This is a genomic window from Streptomyces sp. Ru73 (genome assembly GCF_002920575.1).
GTDB lineage: Bacteria > Actinomycetota > Actinomycetes > Streptomycetales > Streptomycetaceae > Streptomyces.
The window spans coordinates 1-18799 of sequence record NZ_PQSQ01000126.1; the positions used below are offsets into that span (position 1 = coordinate 1).

Sequence of the window (18799 nt, forward strand, 5' to 3'; positions counted from 1 at the left end):
GGGTGTCGGCGGGGACGCCGGTCATGGGGGCTCCTGTCGTGCGGGGCGTACACATCGGGGGGACGGGGCGGGCGGTGGTCAGCGGGTGGCGGCGGGGCGCGGGGCGTCGTGGCGTACGGGATCGCCGTGGGCGGCCCGGCCGTGCAGGTCCTCCAGGGGCCGGTCCCGCGTGTCGATGCCGAAGAACGCGACGGTCAGCGCGGTGATCAGCCAGGCGCCCGCGACGAAGACGAACACGCCCACGTAGCCGAGCTGCGGTGTGGTGTAGACGGCCGCGATGACCAGCGGGGCGACGATGTTGGCGGCCCGCCCGGCGCCGTTGCCGAGCCCGGAGCCCGCGGTGCGCAGCGCGGTCGGGAAGTACTCGGGCGTGGAGGAGTAGAGGACGGCGATGTAGGACTGGCTGAGCGCGGCGACCAGTACGCCGAAGACCATCACGGCCACGGTGCTGGTGCTCAGCCCGTACGCGATGCCGACGGCGGCGACGATCAGGCCGAGCGCCACGGAGAGGTGCTTGCGCGAGAACCGGTCGATGAACGGCGCTGCGAGGAACGCGCCGGGCACCGCGCCGATGGTGGTGATCGCCGACATGGTCATCGACTGCGCGAAGTCCTGGCCGCGGTCGGCCAGCAGGGTCGGCACCCAGGACTGGAAGCCGTAGAAGCCGGTCAGCGCGAAGACCCACACCACCATCATGACGACCGAGTTGCGGCGCTGCCCCGGCGCGAAGAGGTCACGGAAGCGGGCCTTGGGTGCCGCTGCCGGGAGCGCTTCGGCCGGCTGTTCCTGCCCGTCGCCACGGAAGTCCGGTACGAAGCGGCGCACCGCCGCCCCGGCCTCGGTCGTCCGGCCCCGGGAGAGCAGCCAGCGCGGCGACTCGGGCAGCCGCAGGACCAGCGGGAGCAGCAGGAAGCCCAGCGCCCCAGCGACGAACAGCCAGCGCCAGGACGCCGGGTGGGAGACGGTGATGGCGCGTGCGGTGAAGGCGACCAGTGGGATGCCGACGAGGCCGACGCCGAGCGCGACGGCCTGGAAGCGGCCGCGGTGGGTGGCGGGCGTGACCTCGGAGAGGTAGGAGATCGCGACGGCGGTCATCGCGCCGAGGCCGAAGCCGGTGAGCGCGCGGGCGGTGGCCATCGCGCCGGGCGTGGCGACCACGGCGTTGAGCAGCGAGGCGGCGGAGAAGACGGCGACGGCGGCCGACATGCCGAGCCGGCGGCCGAGCAGGTCGGCGGCCCGGCCGCCGGTGACGGCGCCGACCGCCATGCCGGCGAAGCTCAGCGCGGTCACCAGGGCCACGTCCTGCACGGAGAAGCGCTGGGTGGCGCGGATCGCCGGGGCCGCGAAGGCGAAGGTGTTCAGATCGGCGAGGTCGAAGAGGAACATCGCGCTGATGACCAGGAGCACCTTCCGGTGCGTCCGGCCGAGCGGTGCTCCGCTCAGTGCGGCGAGGGCGGGGGACGGGGTCGTCACTGACCTACCTCCAAGGGGTCCCAGAAACGGGCGGCCATTCGGCGCGGTCATGTACGGCATTGCTACGTACAAAGCGGCTCCACGCATGGCGTCGGCATTCTGTGGTCCTGCTCACGGTGGCGTCAAGGTCCGGTGAATGCCGCGTTCCTCGGGGGAAGAAGACACCATTGACACCGCGATCATTTGGCCGTACAAATCCTCGGCAGAGGAGCCGCCGACCGTACGGCCGACGGCCGCCGCACCACGGAGGGGACCGCATGACCGCCGCCCGAGCCCTCGCCCAGTGGGCACACGACCACCGGGCAGACCCCGACGACCACGCGCTCGCCGAGCGGGCGCTGGCCGACACCGTCGCCGTCGCCCTGGCCGCCCGCGCCCACCCGCTCCGCGCGGTCGCCGCACCGCTCCCGGACGCGGCCCGCTGGGCGGCCATGGCGCACGTGCTGGACTTCGACGACCTGCACACGGACACCACCACGCACATCTCCGTCGTCACCGTCCCCGCCGTGCTCGCCGCCGGCGGCGACGCCCGTGCCTACCTCGCGGGCGCCGGCGTCATGGCCCGGCTCGGCGCGATGCTCGGCTGGGGCCACTACGCGGCCGGCTGGCACGCGACCTGCACCGCGGGCGCCCCGGCCGCCGCCGTCGCGGCCGGTGTCGCGCTCGGCCTGGACCCCGGGCGGCTGGCCACCGCCATGGCGCTCGCCGTCCCCGCGGCCGGCGGCGTCCAGGAGGCGTTCGGCACCCACAGCAAGTCGCTCCAGGTGGGCTTCGCCGCGGACGCGGGCGTCCGCGCGGCGCGCCTCGCGCAGGCGGGCGCCACCGCCGACCCGCGCGCCCTGGACGCCTGGCTGGAGCGCGTCGGCGGCACTCCCACCACCGAATTCCCCGCAGCGCCCGCCGTCCCCGGCGGCCTCGCGATCAAGATGTACCCCTGCTGCTACGCCATGCAGCGGCCGATCGCCGCGCTGCGCGAGGTCCGCGACCGGGTGCACGACGACCTCACCGGCGTCACCGTCACCACCCCCGCCGGCACCGTCCACCCCCTCATCCACGACCGGCCCACGACCGGTCTGGAGGGCAAGTTCTCCATGCCGTACGCGGTCGCCACCGCGCTCCTCGACGCCTACCCCGGCTTCGGCAGCTTCACCGACGAGGCCGTGGGCCGCCCGGCGGCCCAGAGGCTCATGGGGCAGGTCACCGTCGACCGGCGGCCCGGCGAGACCAGCACCCTCCTGGACGGCGAGGTCGCGCTCCGGCTGGACTTCGCCGACGGCACCGTCCTCCACTCCGAGCTGGCGCTGCCGCCGGGCTCCCCGCAGCGCCCGCCCTCCGACGACGAGCTGCGCGCCAAGTTCGCCGCCTGCGGCCCCGACGTACCGGACCTGCTCACCGGCCTCACCTGGGAGGGCGCCGCCGGGCTGATGCGTACGGCGTTCCCGGCCGCCCCCGACCGCACCGCCCCCGACCGCACCGCCACCGAACGCCCAGCCACCGACCGCGCCGCCACCGCTCGTCCGACGGAGGAGTCCTGATGGAGCAGCCCCGCCCCCTGGAAGGCATCACCGTCGTCAGCATCGAGCAGGCCGTGGCGGCCCCCTTCGCCACCCGCCAGCTCGCCGACCTCGGCGCCCGCGTCATCAAGGTCGAGCGCCCCGGTGACGGCGACTTCGCGCGCCGCTACGACACGACCGTGCACGGCCACTCCAGCTACTTCGTCTGGCTGAACCGCTCCAAGGAATCCCTCACCCTCGACCTCAAGGACGCGCGCGGCCGGGAGATCCTGCACGAACTGCTCGCGGACGCCGACGTGTTCGTCCAGAACCTCGCGCCGGGCGCCGCCGACCGCCTCGGCCTCGGCACCGACGCGCTCACCGCCCGCTACCCGAAGCTGATCCCCTGCACGGTCTCCGGCTACGGCACCACCGGGCCCTGGGCCGAGCGCAAGGCGTACGATCTGCTCGTCCAGTGCCAGACCGGCCTGGTCTCGCTCACCGGCAGCGCCGAGGAGACCGCCCGCGTCGGCGTCTCCGTCGCCGACATCTCCGCCGGCATGTACGCCTACAGCGGCATCCTGGCCGCGCTCTTCGCCCGCGCCACCACCGGCGTGGCACGCGCCGTGGAGGTCTCGCTGTTCGAGGCGCTGGCGGAGTGGATGAGCCAGCCCGCGTACTACACCCGGCACAGCGGCAGCCAGCCGCCGCGCGTCGGCACCCGGCACGCCACCATCGCCCCGTACGGCGCGTTCACCGCCGCCGACGGCAAGGACGTCCTCTTCTCCATCCAGAACGAACGCGAATGGGCCGCGCTGTGCGACGGCTTCCTCGGCCGGCCCGAGCTGACCGACGACCCGCGCTTCGCCACCGGCTCGGCCCGCGTCGCCCACCGCGACGCGCTCGACGCCCTCGTCGCCGAGCGCTTCACCCGGTCCGAAGCGGCCGAGATCCAGAAGACGCTGGACGGGCTCGGGATCGCCAACGCCGGGGTGAACTCGGTCGCCGAATTCCTGGCACATCCCGTCCTCGAGGGCCGCGACCGCTGGCGCGAGGTCGCCGTACCCGGCGCCACCGTGCAGGCCCTCCTGCCGCCCGCCGACCTCGCCGGGGTCACCGCCCGCATGGACCCCGTGCCGGCCGTCGGGGAACACACCGAGGCCATCCTCACCGCGCTCGGCCGCACGCCCGACGAGCTCGCCGCGCTCCGCGCCGACTCCGTCATCTGACCCCGGACCACCGCCCCCCCCGGACCTCCGAAGGAAGCCGCATGAGCACCCTGGACATCCTCTCCGACGACGAGCGCTTCGTGGTCGAAACCGTCCACGACTTCGTCACCAAGGACGTCAAGCCCGTCGTCCAGGAGCTGGAGCACGCCAACACCTACCCCGCAGCGCTCATCGAGAAGATGAAGGAGCTGGGCATCTACGGGCTCGCCGTGCCCGAGGAGTACGGCGGCACCCAGGTCTCCACGCCCTGCTACGTGCTGGTCACCGAGGAACTGGCGCGCGGCTGGATGAGCCTGGCCGGCGCGATGGGCGGCCACACCGTCGTCGCCAAGCTGCTGCTGCACTTCGGCACCGAGGAGCAGAAGCGCCGCTACCTGCCGAAGATGGCCACCGGCGAGATCCGCGCGACGATGGCGCTCACCGAGCCCGGCGGCGGCTCCGACCTCCAGGCGATGCGCACCACCGCGCGCAAGGACGAGCAGGGTTACCTGGTCAACGGGACCAAGACCTGGATCACCAACTCCCGCCGCTCCCAGCTCATCGCGCTGCTGTGCAAGACCGACCCGGACGCCACCCCGGCCCACAAGGGCATCTCCATCCTGCTCGTGGAGCACGGCCCCGGGCTGACCGTCTCCCGGGACCTGCCCAAGCTCGGCTACAAGGGCGTGGAGAGCTGCGAGCTGTCCTTCGACGGCTACCGCGCCGCGCCCGACGCGGTGCTCGGCGGCGTCGAGGGCAAGGGCTTCGGGCAGATGATGAAGGGCCTGGAGACCGGCCGGCTGCAGGTCGCGGCGCGTGCGCTGGGCGTGGGCCGGGCCGCGCTGGAGGACTCCCTCGCGTACGCGCAGGAGCGGGAGTCCTTCGGCAAGCCGATCTGGCAGCACCAGTCGGTGGGCAACTATCTCGCCGACATGGCCACCAAGCTCACCGCCGCCCGCCAGCTCACCCTGCACGCGGCCCGCGAGGCGGACGCCGGGCGCCGGGTGGACATGGAGGCGGGCATGGCCAAGCTGTTCGCCTCCGAGACGGCCATGGAGATCGCCCTCAACGCGGTACGGGTGCACGGCGGTTACGGCTACTCGACGGAGTACGACGTGGAGCGGTACTTCCGTGACGCACCGCTGATGATCGTCGGCGAGGGCACCAACGAGATCCAGCGCAACGTCATCGCGAGCCAGCTGGTCAAGCGGGGCGGGCTGGACTGACGCCCGGCCGCGGGCGGTGCGGCGGCCGGGCCGCGGTTCAGCCGGAAGCGCCGTCCTCCTCACGCCGCTCGGCCGCCATCGCCCGCATCTCCCGCAGCGACTCGGTCAGCCACTGCACCCAGAAGGTCTCCTGGGCGATGCCGGCGCGCAGCACGAGGTGCTGCAGCCGGTCCGCCTCCGCCGTCTTCTCCGGCGGGAAGTCGCGCGCCTCGATCTCGTGGTACTCCGCCAACTGCCGCTCGTGCAGCGCGAGATGGCGCTCGAACTCCTCGGCCAGGTCGCCCGTGCCGACGACGGCGGCGGCCCGCAGCCGCAGCAGCAGCGGGTCGCGCATGGCACGCGGGTCCTGCCGCTCGGCCACCCACGCGGTGAGCGCCTCGCGGCCGGCCGGCAGCACCTCGTACTCCCGCTTCTGGCCGCGCTGGGGCTGTGCCTGCGGCAGCGCGTGGATCAGCCCCGCCTCCTCCAGCTTCTTCAGCTCGCGGTAGATCTGCTGGTGGGTGGCGGACCAGAAGTACCGGATGGAGCGGTCGAACCGCCGTGTCAGCTCCAGTCCCGACGACGGCTTCTCGAGCAGGGCCGTGAGGATCGCGTGCGGGAGGGACATGGCGGCCTTCCAGGGTGCGGTGGTGCGGCTGCGGAGGTGCGGGTACCCATGGTGTGCACCACCACCGGTACCCCCGCATCCTAGGGCGCGGTCAGATGTCGGCCGCGAGCCGCGTGCCCTGCAGGATCGCGCGCTTGGCGTCCAGCTCGGCGGCCACGTCGGCGCCGCCGATGACGTGCGCGGTGTGCCCGGCCGCCACCAGTGCGTCGTACAGCTCGCGGCGCGGCTCCTGGCCGGCGCACAGCACGACCGTGTCCACCGCGAGGACGGTCTTCTCGCCGTCGACGGTCAGGTGCAGCCCCTCGTCGTCGATGCGCTCGTACGTGGCGCCCGCCGTCATCGTGACGCCGCGGTGCCGCAGCTCCGTACGGTGGATCCAGCCGGTCGTCTTGCCCAGCCCGGCGCCGACCTTGCTGGTCTTGCGCTGGAGGAGGTGGACGGTGCGGGCCGCGGGCGCGCGCACCGGAGCCTTCAGCCCGCCGCGCTCCTCGTACGTGGTGTCCACGCCCCACTGCGCGAAGAAGACCGCCGGGTCCTGGCTCGCCTGCTCGCCCCCGTCGGTCAGGAACTCGGCGACGTCGAAGCCGATGCCGCCGGCGCCGACCACCGCCACCCTCTTCCCGGCCTCGACCCGGCCGGTCAGCACGTCGAGGTAGCTGACCACGCTGGGGTGGTCGATGCCGGGGATGTCCGGGGTGCGCGGCGTGACGCCGGCCGCGACCACGATCTCGTCGTACCCGCCCGCGCCCAGGTCCTCGGCGGTCACCGGCGTGTCCAGCCGCACGTCGACCTTCAGCTCCGCCAGGCGCGTACGGAAGTACCGCAGCGTCTCGTCGAACTCCTCCTTGCCGGGGATGCGGCGGGCGACGTTCAGCTGGCCGCCGATCTCCGGGGCCGCGTCGAAGAGCGTCACGCCGTGCCCGCGCTCGGCCGCCGACACCGCGAACGCCAGGCCCGCCGGGCCCGCGCCGACCACGGCCAGCTCCTTGCGGCGCCGGGTGGGGGACAGGCTCAGCTCGGTCTCGTGGCAGGCACGCGGGTTCACCAGGCAGGAGGTGATCTGTCCGGAGAAGATGTGGTCCAGGCACGCCTGGTTGCAGCCGATGCAGGTGTTGATCGCGTCGGCGCGGCCGTCGCGGGCCTTGGCGACGAAGTCCGGGTCGGCGAGGAAGGGGCGGGCCATGGACACCATGTCGGCGCGGCCCTCGGCGAGCAGCCGCTCCGCGACCTCCGGCGTGTTGATCCGGTTGGTGGTCACCAGCGGTATCGACACCGCGCCCATGACCTGCTGCGTCACCCAGGAGAAGGCGCCGCGCGGGACGGACGTGGCGATGGTGGGGATGCGGGCCTCGTGCCAGCCGATGCCGGTGTTGATGATCGTCGCGCCGGCCGCCTCGACCTCCTTGGCCAGCTGGACGACCTCGTCGTACGTCGAGCCGCCGGGCACCAGGTCCAGCATCGACAGCCGGTAGATCAGGATGAAGTCCGGGCCGACCCGCTCGCGGGTGCGCCGCACGATCTCGACGGGGAAGCGGATGCGGTTCTCGTAGGAGCCGCCCCAGCGGTCGGTGCGCCGGTTGGTGGGCGCGGCGATGAACTCGTTGATGAGGTAGCCCTCCGAGCCCATGATCTCCACGCCGTCGTACCCGGCCTGCCGCGCCAGCTCGGCGGCGCGCACGTAGTCCTCGATGGTCTGCTCGACCTCGTCGTCGGTGAGGGCGCGCGGGGTGAAGGGATTGATGGGCGCCTGCAGCGCGCTGGGCGCCACCAGGTCCTCGCTGAAGGCGTACCGCCCGGTGTGCAGGATCTGCATGGCGATCTTCCCGCCCTCGCGGTGCACCGCCTCGGTCACCTGCGCGTGCTGCGCGGCCTCCGCCTCGGTGGTGAGCTTGGCGCCGCCGTCCATCGTGCGGCCGGCCTCGTTGGGGGAGACGCCGCCGGTGACGATGAGGCCGACGCCGCCGCGGGCCCGCTCGGCGTAGAAGGCCGCCATCCGCGCGAACCCGCCGGGCGCCTCCTCCAGGCCGACGTGCATCGAGCCCATCAGGACCCGGTTGGGCAGGGTGGTGAACCCCAGGTCGAGGGGGCTCAGCAGGTGGGGGTACGGGCTCATCCGAAGTCTCCTCGCGCGCACAGTGCCGACGAGCTTCGTTTGTAGACCAGTGCCGACTCTTTTGCAACATGTTGCATAACGAGGCGTGGGTCACCCCGGCGGAGCAGCGGGGGAGCAGCGGCCGAGCGGCGCGGACACAGCGACGGCGCGGCAGGCGAGGCGTGGCGCGAAAAAATCACTTGCCGTCGCGCGCGGCCCTCCCTGCATGATGGGGCCGCCGACCCCGGCCGGGCCGGCGAAGCCACGAACAGGAGCATGCGATGCGCCGATTCCTCGACACGACCCAGCGCCCCTACCGGACGGTCATCGAGGACTTCGGCACCCATGCAGACCCAGCACACCCCGCGCGCCACCGCGCGCACCCTGAACATCGGCATCCTCGCGCACGTCGACGCGGGTAAGACCAGCCTCACCGAGCGGCTGCTCTACGACACCGGCACCATCGCCCGGCTCGGCAGCGTCGACGACGGCACCACCCGCACCGACACGGGGACCGTCGAGCGGCAGCGCGGCATCACCGTCCGCTCCGCCGTCGTCTCCTTCACGGCCGGCGACACCCAGGTCAACGTCATCGACACCCCCGGGCACGCCGACTTCGTCGCCGAGGTCGAGCGCGCCCTCGCGGTGCTCGACGGCGCCGTCCTGGTGCTCTCCGCCGTCGAAGGCGTCCAGGCGCACACCCGCGTCCTGATGCGCACCCTGCGCGAGATGCGGCTGCCCACCCTGCTGTTCGTCAACAAGACCGACCGGGCAGGAGCCCGCCACGACGACCTGCTCGCCGACGTACGGCGCAGGCTCGCCCCGCACCTCGTCCCCATGACCACGGTGCACGGCCTCGGCACGCGCGCCGCCCGCACCGTCCCGGAGACGCTCGACGACCCGCACTTCCGCACCCGGGTGGCCGAGGTCCTCGCCGAGACCGACGACGCGCTGCTCGCCCGCGTGGTCGACGGGCCGTACCCCACAGCGGCCGAGCTGCGCACCGCGCTGGCCGAGCGCACGGCCCGCGGGCTCGTGCACCCCGTGTACTTCGGCTCGGCGCTGAGCGGCGAGGGCGTCGGCGCGCTCCTCGACGGCATCACCGGACTGCTGCCGCCGGCCCCAGGACCCGACCCGGCGGCGCCGCAGGAGCCACGGGGCACCGTCTTCGCCCTCGACCGCACGCCCGCCGGCCCGCGCGGCGCCTTCGTCCGGCTGTACTCCGGCGAGCTGGCCGCCCGGCAGCGCGTGACCCTGCACCGCCGCGCGCCCGACGGCACCCCGCACACGTACACCGGCCGGATCACCGCACTGGAGGTCGTCGGCCGGGCCGGCGGCACGGCCCAGCGGCTGACGGCCGGGAACATCGCGAGGATCAGCGGAGTGACCGGCATCCGGGTCGGCGACCGGCTCGGCGCCCCGGACGGCGACGACGGCGCCGCACCGCGCTTCCCGGCCCCCACCCTCCGTACCGTCGTCCGGCCCCGCGACCCGCACCCCGGCGCCGCCGCCCGGCTGCACACCGCCCTGCAGAGCCTCGCCGAACAGGACCCGCTCATCCACGCCTGCGCCGAACCCGACGGCACCACCTCCGTCCTGCTCCACGGCGAGATGCAGAAGGAGATCATCGCGGCCGCGCTGGCGGACGAGTACGGCATCGACGCCGTCTTCACCCCGAGCCGGGTGGTGTGCCGCGAACGGCCCGCCGGCACCGGCGAGGCCGTCGAGGAACTGGGCCACCGCGCCCCGGCCCCCAGCGGTTTCTGGGCCACCGTCGGGCTGCGCGTCGAGCCCGCGCCGTACGGCACCGGCGCCGTCTTCCGCTACGAGACCGAACTGGGCGCCCTGCCGCGCGCGTTCCACACCGCCGTCGAGGAGACCGTGCACGAGGCGCTGCGCCGCGGCCCGCGAGGCCGGCCGGTCACCGACTGCACCGTCACCCTCATCCGCTCCGGCTTCGTCGGCCCGGTCAGCACGGCCGCCGACTTCCGCGGTGTCACGCCCCTGGTGCTGGCCCGGGCCCTGGACAGGGCCGGCACCCGCGTCCACGAGCCGTACCACGCCTTCGAGGCGGAGGTGCCCGCCGACGCGCTGCCCGCCGTCACCGCCTGCCTGACCGCGCTCGGCGCCGACCTCACCGACACGGTGGCCGACTCCACCACGACCTGGCTCCTCAAGGGCGCGCTCCCGGCCCGGCACCTGCACACCGTCGAACGCCGGCTGCCCGGCCTCTCGCACGGCGAGGGCACCTGGTGGACCCGGCCGTGCGGCGACCGGCCCGTGAAGCACCACGACACGGACCGGCGGCCGGCCGCTGGCCGGTGACGGGCCGGGGCGTCAGCCGGCCGGCTCGTGCGGTGGTGGCGGAGCGAGGGGCAGGCGGTCGCCGAGGACGCCGGCGATGCCGGTGTCGAGGTCGGCGTGGTAGCCGGCCCGGAAGGCGGTCTCGTAGGGGCGGTCCCCGAGGGCCGCGCGGACCTGCCGTTCGCAGGCCCGCCGGGCAGTGATCAGCGCGGGGACGCCGGCCTGCGGGCGGCCGAGGGTGTCCCAGACCTGCAGGGCCAGGCCGAGCAGCCGGGCGGCGTGGCGGCTGTGCCCGAGGGCGGCCCCGGCCTGGGCCAGTACGTCGAGCGCCATCCCGCTGCCCGTGCCGTCGTGCAGCCGGTGCTTCACCCGCAGCGCAGCCCGTGCGTACTCCTGCGCGGCACGGGGCCGCCCGCGGGCCAGCTCCGCCTGGGAACGGACGAGGTCGCCCCACGCGCGCACGCAGCGCTCGCCGTGTCCTTCGCACACCGCGCTCAGCTCGTCCAGCATCGCCATGGCCTGCTCGAAACGTCCCGCGGTGACGTGCGCGTGCGCACCCATCACCAGGGCAATCAGGGGGAGGAAGGCGGGCGGCCGTTGGCGCCACGGTGCGGCGAGCAGCTTCTCCGCCAGGGACAACGTTTGTGCGGTGTCCCCGCGCAGCACCGCAAGGCGCAGGTCGGCGGCTGTCGCCAGCGACCTTTCCGCGTCACCGAACCGCGCTGCCAGGGCGGCGCACGCGGCGGTCCGGTCCTCGATGCCGGGCAGATCGCCCAGGTAGAGCAGCAGCTGACTACAGGCGTACAGGGCCTTCACCCGCGCCGGGCTGGGCGCGGTGTCGGCGGCCAGCGCCCGGTCGAGGTAGTGCTGGCCCTCCTTGGTGAAGCCGCAGCCGTGCCAGAAGAACCACAGGGCACCGGCCAGTTCCAGCGCGGCGTGGTCCCCGGGGCCGTCCCGTACGGCCAGGCTGTACTCCAGCGCGGCGCGGAGATTGTCGTGTTCGGCCGTCGTCCGGTCGTACCAGGCGTACTGGTCAGGACCGATCCAGGCCGCGTCACCGGCCCTGGCCAGCCGCAGGTAGTGGTCCCGGTGCCGGCGGCGCAGCGCGTCCTCCTCGCCCAGGCCGCGCAGCCATCCGGCGCCGTACTCACGGATGGTGTCGAGCATGCGGTAGCGCTCGCCGCCCGTGGCCGGCTGCCGGATCAGGAGGGACTTGTCGGTCAGCGCGTTCAGGAGGCCCGGGACATCGCCCGCCGGCAGGATCCCGTCGGCGCACACCTGGCGGGCGGCCTCCGCGTCGAAGCCGCCCGCGAAGACCGACAGCCGGGCCCACGCCAGTCGCTCGGCCGGGGTGCACAGTTCATGGCTCCAGCCGATCGCGGTACGCAGCGCCTGATGCCAGGGCGGCTCCGCGTCGCTCACCACGGTGTCGGTGTCGCCCAGTACCGCGAACCGGTCCTCCAGGCGCGCGGCCAGCTCGGCCACGGACAGTTCGCGCAGCCGGGCGGCGGCCAGCTCGATGGCGAGCGGCAGGCCGTCCAGGCGCCGGCAGAGCCGTACCAGGTCCGGCCGGTTGGCAGCGGTGACGGCGAAGCCCGGTACCACTTCCGCGGCACGGGCGGCCAGCAGGGCGACCGCGTCCGCCTCCCCGGCGACCCCGCGGCCGTTCCGGCCGCCGGAGTCCTTCTCCGGCACGGACAGCGGCGCGACGGTCAGCAGCCGCTCCCCGACGACGCCCAGCGGGCGGCGAGTGGTCACCAGGATCCGCACCCCCGGCGCCTCCCTCAGCAGCGCCTCGGCCACCAGCGCGCACTCGTCCACCAGGTGCTCGCAGGTGTCCAGCACCAACAGCAGCTCACGGCCCGCCAAGTACTCGACCAGCACCTCGATCATCGGACGCGTCGTCTGGTCCCCCAGCGGCAGCGCCTCGGCGATGGTGTGTGCCAGCAAGGAGCCGTGCCGCAGCGGGGAGAGCTCCACCCACCACACGCCGTCCCGGAAGGCCGGCTGCGCCTCGTACGCGGCCCGCAGTGCCAGCCGGGTCTTGCCCACCCCGCCGACGCCCGTCAGCGTCACCAGTCGCGCGACCGTGAGGAGCCGGTGCACCTCCGTCAGTTCCGGCCGCCGTCCGATCAGCGCCGTGGTCTCCGCCGGCAGATCCCCCGCTCGCTGCCTCCGTGCGGTCACGTCTCCCTCTCAGCCTCTGGCCACCCACCACCGGAAAGGGCAGTCTGAGGGCTCCCGGCACGCGGCGTGCCGGTAAGAGGGAAAGTGATCGAAGTTGACCGCACCGGCCCGCGGCGAGCGGGCCCCGAGGCCGCTCAGACGCCCGGCCTGAGCTGGATCTTGCGGCCGGTGCCCTGCCGGAACGTCTCCAGCGCCGCGCCGAAGTCGGCCAGGCCGTACGAGTGCGTGATCATCGTGTCGGCGTCCAGCGCGCCCTTGCCCATCAGCTCCACGGCCCGCCCGAAGCTGTGCACCACCGCCATCGACCCCACCACGGTGATCTCGTCGTTGTAGATCCGGAACGGCGAGACCTTCGCCATCGCGTCCGACGGCGCCACCCCGAACTGCTGGAACGTACCGCCGCGCCGCACCCGCGTGAGCCCGTCCTCGATCACCGCCACCACGCCCGTGCAGTCGATCACGATCTCCCAGCCCTGCGGCCGGTCCAGCGCGTCGGCACCGGTCGCCACCGCGTCGGCCCCCAGCTGCTCCGCCACCTTCAGCCGCTCGGTGTTGATGTCCACCACCGACACCGAAGCGGCCCCGGCCCGCCGCGCGAGCTGCAGCATCATCAGGCCCATCGTGCCCGCGCCGTAGATCAGGTAGTGCGCGCCCAGGTCACGCGGCAGCACGTCGAACCCGTGCACCGCGCAGGACAGCGGCTCGATCAGGGTGCCCTGCGCCAGGTCCACGCTGTCCGGCAGCCGGTAGCAGTTGGCCGCCGGCACCTTGACGTACTGCGCCATCGCGCCGTCCACCGTGTCCCCGATCGCGCCCCAGCGCTCGCAGAGGTTCCCCCGGCCGATGCTGCAGAAGTGACAGGAGCCGCAGAACAGCGACGGGTCGACCGCGACCCGGTCGCCCTCCCGCACCCCGCTCGCCCCGTCGCCCAGCGCCACGACCTCGCCGGTGAACTCGTGCCCCGGCACGATCGGGTACGGCGTGGGCGCGAACTCGCCCTGCACGATGTGGAGATCGGTACCGCAGATGCCGACGGCGGCGACCTCGACGACGACCTCGCCGGGGCCCGGCACCGGATCGGCGACCGTCTCGACGGAGAAGGAACCGGGGGTCTGGATGACGACGGCACGCATGGTGGACTGCCTTTCACGGGTGGGTGTCGGGGGAACGGTCAGTCGGTGTCTGTGTCTCTTCCGGTGTCTTCGCCCGCGGCGGCGGTGCCGGCCGGCGCGACCACATGGACCGGTACGCCCAGCCGCTCGATGGCCGCGATCTCCTCCTCCGGCGTCGCGGTGTCGGTGACCACCAGGTCGTAGCCGGACGCGTCGCCGTACCCGTGCGTCGCGGTACGGCCGAACTTGGTGTGGTCCACCGCGAGCGCGCTGCGGCCGGCCGCCTCCCGCATGGCCTCCTTCAGGTCGGCCCACTCCTGGACCGGATGGAAGAGCCGGGCGCGGTCGACGGCGGTGGGGGAGGAAAAGGCGATCGTGGCGCGGATGCGGGAGAGGTGGCGCAGGGTCTCGGTGCCGGCGCAGGCCTCGAAGTCGGGGCGGTAGCCGCCGCCGAGCATGATGACCTCCGTGCCGGGCGCGTCCGCCGCGCCGATCAGCGAGGCGACGCGCAGCGAGTTGGTCACCACGGTCAGCCGCTCGATGCGGCCGAGCCTGCGGGCCAGCGGGAAGAGGGTGGAGCCGCAGTCCATCAGCACCGTGTCGCCGGGGGCGACCTGCCGCACCAGGAACTCCGCGAACGCCTCCTTGGCCTCGGTCTGCTGGTACTCGCGGAACCGGGTCGCGGTCTCCAGCGTGACGGCGGTCAGTGCGACGGCCATCCCGCGGCGCTTCTCCAGCAGCCTGCGGGACTCCAGGTTCGCCAGGTCGCGGTGCACGGTCATGGTGCTGACCTGCAGGCCCTCGGCGAGCGCCGCGATCGGTACGGCGCCCTCGTCGATGACCCGCCGGAGCACCCGGCGGCGCCGCCGCTCGACGTCCGCCTCGGAACCACGGCTCCGCCGCCCCACGGTGTGCCCTTCGCCGGCCCGTACGCGACACCTGGTGCCGCCCCCTCGCCGAACATCACACACTTCCTGTGATGTTTTTACAAGAGGCAGTGCGGAACGCCTGGCGGTCTTGCCGTGGCTCGCCCGCCCGGCCGAGGCTGAAGGGGACGACGCCCATCCGCCGGCGGGCGCCCGCCACGAGGGCGTACGCCGCGACGACAGGAGGACGACGTGCCGCAGCCGGCGCCGCAAGGACCACCGCCCGGCCCCGCCAGGGGACGCCCCGACCCGGCAGTGGCCGAGGTGGTCTACCTGGTCGGGCAGGAGCTGGACGCATCGGAGAAGGCCGTGCTCGCCGCCTTCGAGGCCGCGCTCGTCGAGTCGGGGATGGAGAACCTCGACCACGGCCACCTCGACTCCGTCGGCGTCTTCCAGCAGCGCCCCAGCATGGGCTGGGGCACGGCCGAGGAGTGCATGAACGTCAACCACGCCGCGCGCCGGTTCTTCGAGCGGGCCGTCGCGGAGGACGCGGACGACCCGGACCTCACACCCGGTCAGCTCGCCCAGCAGGTACAGGTCTCCGCGTACCCCGACCGGTACGACGAGCGGGAGGACGAGGCGAGGCTGCTCATCGAGGCGACCCGCGACGCGCTGGGGGAGGAATCCGTCCCATAGGCCGTGCAGCGGCGGTGACCGTGGCGGTGGCACATGCCCGCGCCACGGTCACGGTCAGTGACGGAATTCTTCGATCGCTTTCGATCGAAGGCTCGTGCGGACCCCCGCCCCGGGCCAGTATGGGCGCGGAACCGGTGTGACCGGATGACCGGTACGACCGGACGACACGGCGTGAAGGGAGGCGGCCGGGATGCTGCTGAGGACCCGGACCGACAGGCGCGTACGCATCGAACAGTGGCCGGTGCCCGCCGGTTCGCCCACCCTGGCCAAACTGGCCGTGGTGGGCGTGCTCGACGGCGAGAGCGTCACCGAGCTGTGCGACGCCACCGCGACGGTCATGGCGGGCGGCACACGTCATCTCCGGCTGGATCTCTCCGGCGTCACGTCCTGTGACAACGCCGGGCTGTACACCCTTCTCGGCGTGCAGAGCGCCCTGCGCTCCATGAGCGGCAGCCTGGTCCTGGTCCGCCCCAGCCTCTGCGTCCACGCCGGGCTCCGGGCCGCCCGCCTGCACCTGAGACTGGTCATCGCGCCGCCCGGCTCGGTGATGTGACGTTCCGGTCCTCGGGCGGCCGCCGCACCCGCTCGGCCGCCGCCCGAGGACCCGGCCGCACCCGCTCGGCCGCCGCCCGAGGACCGGCCGTACGGCTCCCGCCGCGGTTCAGCCGACCGCGTCCGCCGGCGGCAGCAGCGGCCCGCACGTCCACCGCTCGAAGACCAGCCGCGTTTCTACCCTGGCCACCTCCCGGCGGGCGGTGAACTCGTCCAGGACCAGCCGCTGCAGATCGGCCGCGTCCCGCACGGCAACATGCACGAGGTAGTCCTCGGGCCCGGTCAGGTGGAAGAGGGACAGCGCCTCGGGCAGCGAGCGGACCCGCTCGACGAACGGGCCCACCAGCTCCCGGCGGTGCGGACTCACCTGCACCGACAGCAGTGCCTGCAGTCCGCGGCCCAGCTTCGCGGGGTCCAGCCGGAGGTCGTGTCCGAGGATCACGCCGCTGCGCCGTAATCGCGTCACCCGGTCCAGACAGGTCGACGGCGCGACGCCGACCGAAGCGGCCAGCTCGCGGTACGTGGTCCGGGCGTCGTTCTGCAGCAGACGCAGGATCTCCAGGTCCACCGGATCGAGACGCACAGAGTCGGCCATGTCCCGAACGTAACACGGAAGTTGACCATCCGGTCAGGGCGCATGATCAGCATCCGGCCGGGCCCCGCGCGGCGCTCAGCGCCCGGCCGTCTCCCGCCCGGCGGGCACCGGCAGCGGCCGCCGCCGCAGCCCCGAAGGCCGGGCCGTGATCACCAGCGTGCCCTCCTCGATCTGGTAGTCCAGCGGCAGCCCCAGGCCGCGCATGGCCGCCACCATGCCGGTGTTGGACGCCTGGGTGATCGCGTACACGCTCTCGCAGCCCGTCTCTGCGGCCATCCCGACCAGCCGCTGCAGCAGCTCGGCCCCGATGCCGCGGCGCTGCCACGCGTCCTCCACCAGCAGCGCCACCTCGGTCTCGTCGCCGTCCCACAGCAGATGGCCCAGCGCCACCAGCCGCCCGGAAGCGGTCTCCACGGCCAGCGTGCGGCCGTGCCGCGGGCTCAGCAGGTGGTCGAGGTAGCCGTCGGCGTACTGCACCGGGCCGTGGTAGCGCCGCGACAGCGTCCGCTCCGAGCAGCGGTCGTGCATCTCACGGGCCGCTGCCAGGTCGGAGGTGTCGGCACGGCGCACCGTGATGGCGTTGCCCTCGGGCAGGGTGAGGGTGTCGCGGCGCTCCGGGACCCGCTGGCCGAGCCGCGCGTCGAGGTCCACCAGCGCCCGCACCCGGGCGAACTCGGTCGGCGTGAAGGGCAGCTGCGGTCGCTCGATGGTGATCGAGCCGCCGGAGGGGTCGCGGAACTTCATGATGTGGTCTTCCAGAACGCCTTCGTCCGGCACCCGTTCGGCCAACGGCTCGCCCTTCAGCGTGCGCGCGGGTACCGAGTGGATGGTGCAACGGCCCAGCAACTGCCGCAGCGCCAGAGGGAGTTCCGCGGAGTCCAGGGCCGTACGGGTGGCCAGGGACAGCATACGGGCCGGCGCGTCGACGAGATCGTGCGCATCGGCGCGTTCCAGCCACGTGTCCCGGCCGCCCGCCGCGTTCACCGCGCCGGCCAGCACGTCCCGCTCCGGCGTGCCCGGCACCCGCAGCAGGAACTCGTCCACCGTGCCGTCCGACAGCGGATGGGTCTGCAGGCTGAGGATGTCCACCCGGTGGTCGGCCAGCGCCCGGCACAGCGCGGCCAGGCTGCCCGGCTCGTCCCGCACGGTCGTCCGCATCCGCCACAGCGTCGTCTCGGGCAGCCCCGCGCCATCGGCGAGGCCGGCCGTACGCGACGCCGTGGCGCCGGTATCACCCGGCGGCGGCGCGTGTTCCTGGCGTCGTGACCACCCCAGGGGGAGGCCGGTGGCGAAACGGTCGGCGGCCCGCCGCCACATCGAACGGCGGGCAGTGCAGTGCTCCATCTTCTCCGTCATGCACTCCAGCATCACCGACCGGTGTTGCATGATCACAAACGCCTTGTGTCCGCCAGGTAAAGGCCGCAATTGCCTCTACCGCCACCTTCGAGTCGTACGCCGCTACTGTCCGACTCGCCCCGGTTGCAGGGTCTGGCTGAACAGCACCTCACCGCTGTCCTGCCGCAGCCGCACCGTCAGCTCCCCGCTCCCGCCGTCGATGTCGACCTCACCGAAGTACTGCGGCGTCTCCGCCGGCGAGGTGTTCGCCCGGTCCGGCGCCTTGAGGAACCGCTGCTCGGGACCGAACGTACCGTCCAGCTTCAGCGCCTGGAACCCGCCCGCGTTCAGCGGCCCCGAGACGAACTCCCAGAACGGCTCGAAGTCCTTGAACGCGGCGCGCGCCGGGTCGTACCGTTGCGCCGACGTGTAGTGCACGTCCGTCGTCAGCCACAGCGTGCCCGTGATCCGCTGGTGCTTGATGTGCCGCAGCAGCTCAGCGAGCTGCAGCTCCCGCCCCAGCGGCTGCCCCGGATCGCCCTGCGCCACCGCCTCGAAGCGGGTCTTGCCGTCCGGCACGACCAGCCCCAGCGGCATGTCGGACGCGATCACCTTCCACACCGCGCGCGAGCGCGACAGCTCCCGCTTGAGCCACCGCAGCTGCTCGGCGCCCAGGATGCCCTGCGCGTCCTCGGTCTGCCGGCCGTCGGAGTTGGCGTTCCGGTACGTCCGCATGTCCAGCACGAACACGTCCAGCAGCGGCCCGTGGTTCACCACCCGGTACACCCGGCCGTGCCCGTCCGGGCGCAGCGTACGGATCGGGAAGTACTCGCTGAACGCCCGCAGGGAGCGCGCGGACAGCACGTCCACGTCCTTCACCGTGTACCGGTCGTCGTCCAGGATCTGCCCCGGGTACCAGTTGTTGTGCACCTCGTGGTCGTCCCACTGGGTGATCGTGGGCACCTGCGCGTTGAACCGCCGCAGGTTCTCGTCCAGCAGGTTGTACCGGAAGGCGCCGCGGAACTCCGCCAGGGTCTCCGCGACCTTCGCCTT

The 18799-nt window shown here is 73.4% G+C and carries 15 protein-coding genes; 6 read left to right on the forward strand and 9 right to left on the reverse strand.

Annotation, left to right across the window (positions count from 1 at the left end):
• Window positions 1-78 precede the first annotated feature (78 nt).
• Window positions 79-1473 (reverse strand): MFS transporter, encoded by a 1395-nt coding sequence (locus tag C3486_RS33110; protein WP_181138780.1) that lies wholly within the window; start codon window positions 1471-1473, stop codon window positions 79-81.
• Between the two features lie 257 nt (window positions 1474-1730).
• On the opposite strand from C3486_RS33110, the gene C3486_RS33115 reads away from it, so the two are divergent.
• Genes C3486_RS33115 through C3486_RS33125 form a run of 3 tightly spaced genes read left to right on the forward strand, consistent with a single transcriptional unit; the run spans window position 1731 to window position 5400 of the window.
• Window positions 1731-3008 (forward strand): MmgE/PrpD family protein, encoded by a 1278-nt coding sequence (locus C3486_RS33115; RefSeq protein WP_103836567.1) that lies wholly within the window; start codon window positions 1731-1733, stop codon window positions 3006-3008.
• Window positions 3008-4195: a CaiB/BaiF CoA-transferase family protein gene (locus tag C3486_RS33120; RefSeq protein ID WP_103836568.1), complete on the forward strand. Its 1188-nt coding sequence runs from the start codon at window positions 3008-3010 to the stop codon at window positions 4193-4195. The genes C3486_RS33115 and C3486_RS33120 overlap by 1 nt, the downstream gene beginning before the upstream one ends.
• Window positions 4196-4236: 41 nt before the next feature.
• Complete coding sequence (locus C3486_RS33125; protein ID WP_103836569.1) at window positions 4237-5400, forward strand: acyl-CoA dehydrogenase family protein; 1164 nt, start codon at window positions 4237-4239, stop codon at window positions 5398-5400.
• Between the two features lie 37 nt (window positions 5401-5437).
• Here C3486_RS33125 and C3486_RS33130 read toward each other — a convergent pair whose 3' ends face one another.
• Together C3486_RS33130 and C3486_RS33135 are read right to left on the reverse strand one after the other, a co-directional pair.
• A complete protein-coding gene (locus tag C3486_RS33130) occupies window positions 5438-6007 on the reverse strand; it encodes a PadR family transcriptional regulator (RefSeq protein ID WP_103836570.1) in 570 nt (189 codons plus the stop codon).
• Between the two features lie 91 nt (window positions 6008-6098).
• The gene (locus tag C3486_RS33135) at window positions 6099-8120 is read right to left on the reverse strand and encodes an NADPH-dependent 2,4-dienoyl-CoA reductase (RefSeq protein WP_103836571.1); all 2022 of its coding nucleotides are present in this window, start codon (window positions 8118-8120) and stop codon (window positions 6099-6101) included.
• Window positions 8121-8444: 324 nt separating this feature from the next.
• On the opposite strand from C3486_RS33135, the gene otr(A) reads away from it, so the two are divergent.
• Complete coding sequence (gene otr(A) / locus C3486_RS33140; RefSeq protein WP_103836572.1) at window positions 8445-10424, forward strand: tetracycline resistance ribosomal protection protein Otr(A); 1980 nt, start codon at window positions 8445-8447, stop codon at window positions 10422-10424.
• Between the two features lie 12 nt (window positions 10425-10436).
• Here the strand turns inward: otr(A) and C3486_RS33145 are convergent, their stop codons facing one another.
• From C3486_RS33145 to C3486_RS33155, 3 genes are all read right to left on the reverse strand, one after another.
• Window positions 10437-12590 (reverse strand): NB-ARC domain-containing protein, encoded by a 2154-nt coding sequence (locus C3486_RS33145; protein ID WP_103836573.1) that lies wholly within the window; start codon window positions 12588-12590, stop codon window positions 10437-10439.
• Window positions 12591-12724: 134 nt separating this feature from the next.
• Window positions 12725-13723, reverse strand: a complete 999-nt coding sequence (locus C3486_RS33150) for a zinc-dependent alcohol dehydrogenase family protein (protein WP_103836574.1) — start codon at window positions 13721-13723, stop codon at window positions 12725-12727.
• Between the two features lie 38 nt (window positions 13724-13761).
• Complete coding sequence (locus C3486_RS33155) at window positions 13762-14610, reverse strand: DeoR/GlpR family DNA-binding transcription regulator (protein WP_258053155.1); 849 nt, start codon at window positions 14608-14610, stop codon at window positions 13762-13764.
• Window positions 14611-14820: 210 nt separating this feature from the next.
• Between C3486_RS33155 and C3486_RS33160 the strand changes: the two genes are divergently transcribed.
• Together C3486_RS33160 and C3486_RS33165 are read left to right on the forward strand one after the other, a co-directional pair.
• Window positions 14821-15264 (forward strand): hypothetical protein, encoded by a 444-nt coding sequence (locus C3486_RS33160; protein ID WP_146075109.1) that lies wholly within the window; start codon window positions 14821-14823, stop codon window positions 15262-15264.
• Between the two features lie 190 nt (window positions 15265-15454).
• Complete coding sequence (locus C3486_RS33165) at window positions 15455-15817, forward strand: STAS domain-containing protein (RefSeq protein WP_103836576.1); 363 nt, start codon at window positions 15455-15457, stop codon at window positions 15815-15817.
• A 108-nt stretch (window positions 15818-15925) separates the two neighbouring features.
• Here C3486_RS33165 and C3486_RS33170 read toward each other — a convergent pair whose 3' ends face one another.
• The 3 genes from C3486_RS33170 to C3486_RS33180 all read right to left on the reverse strand — a co-directional run.
• Complete coding sequence (locus C3486_RS33170; protein WP_103836577.1) at window positions 15926-16411, reverse strand: Lrp/AsnC family transcriptional regulator; 486 nt, start codon at window positions 16409-16411, stop codon at window positions 15926-15928.
• A gap of 75 nt (window positions 16412-16486) precedes the next feature.
• The gene (locus C3486_RS33175; RefSeq protein WP_374936955.1) at window positions 16487-17728 is read right to left on the reverse strand and encodes a GNAT family N-acetyltransferase; all 1242 of its coding nucleotides are present in this window, start codon (window positions 17726-17728) and stop codon (window positions 16487-16489) included.
• Window positions 17729-17869: 141 nt separating this feature from the next.
• Window positions 17870-18799: alkaline phosphatase (locus tag C3486_RS33180; RefSeq protein WP_181138781.1), on the reverse strand; the 930-nt coding region annotated here is incomplete at its 5' end.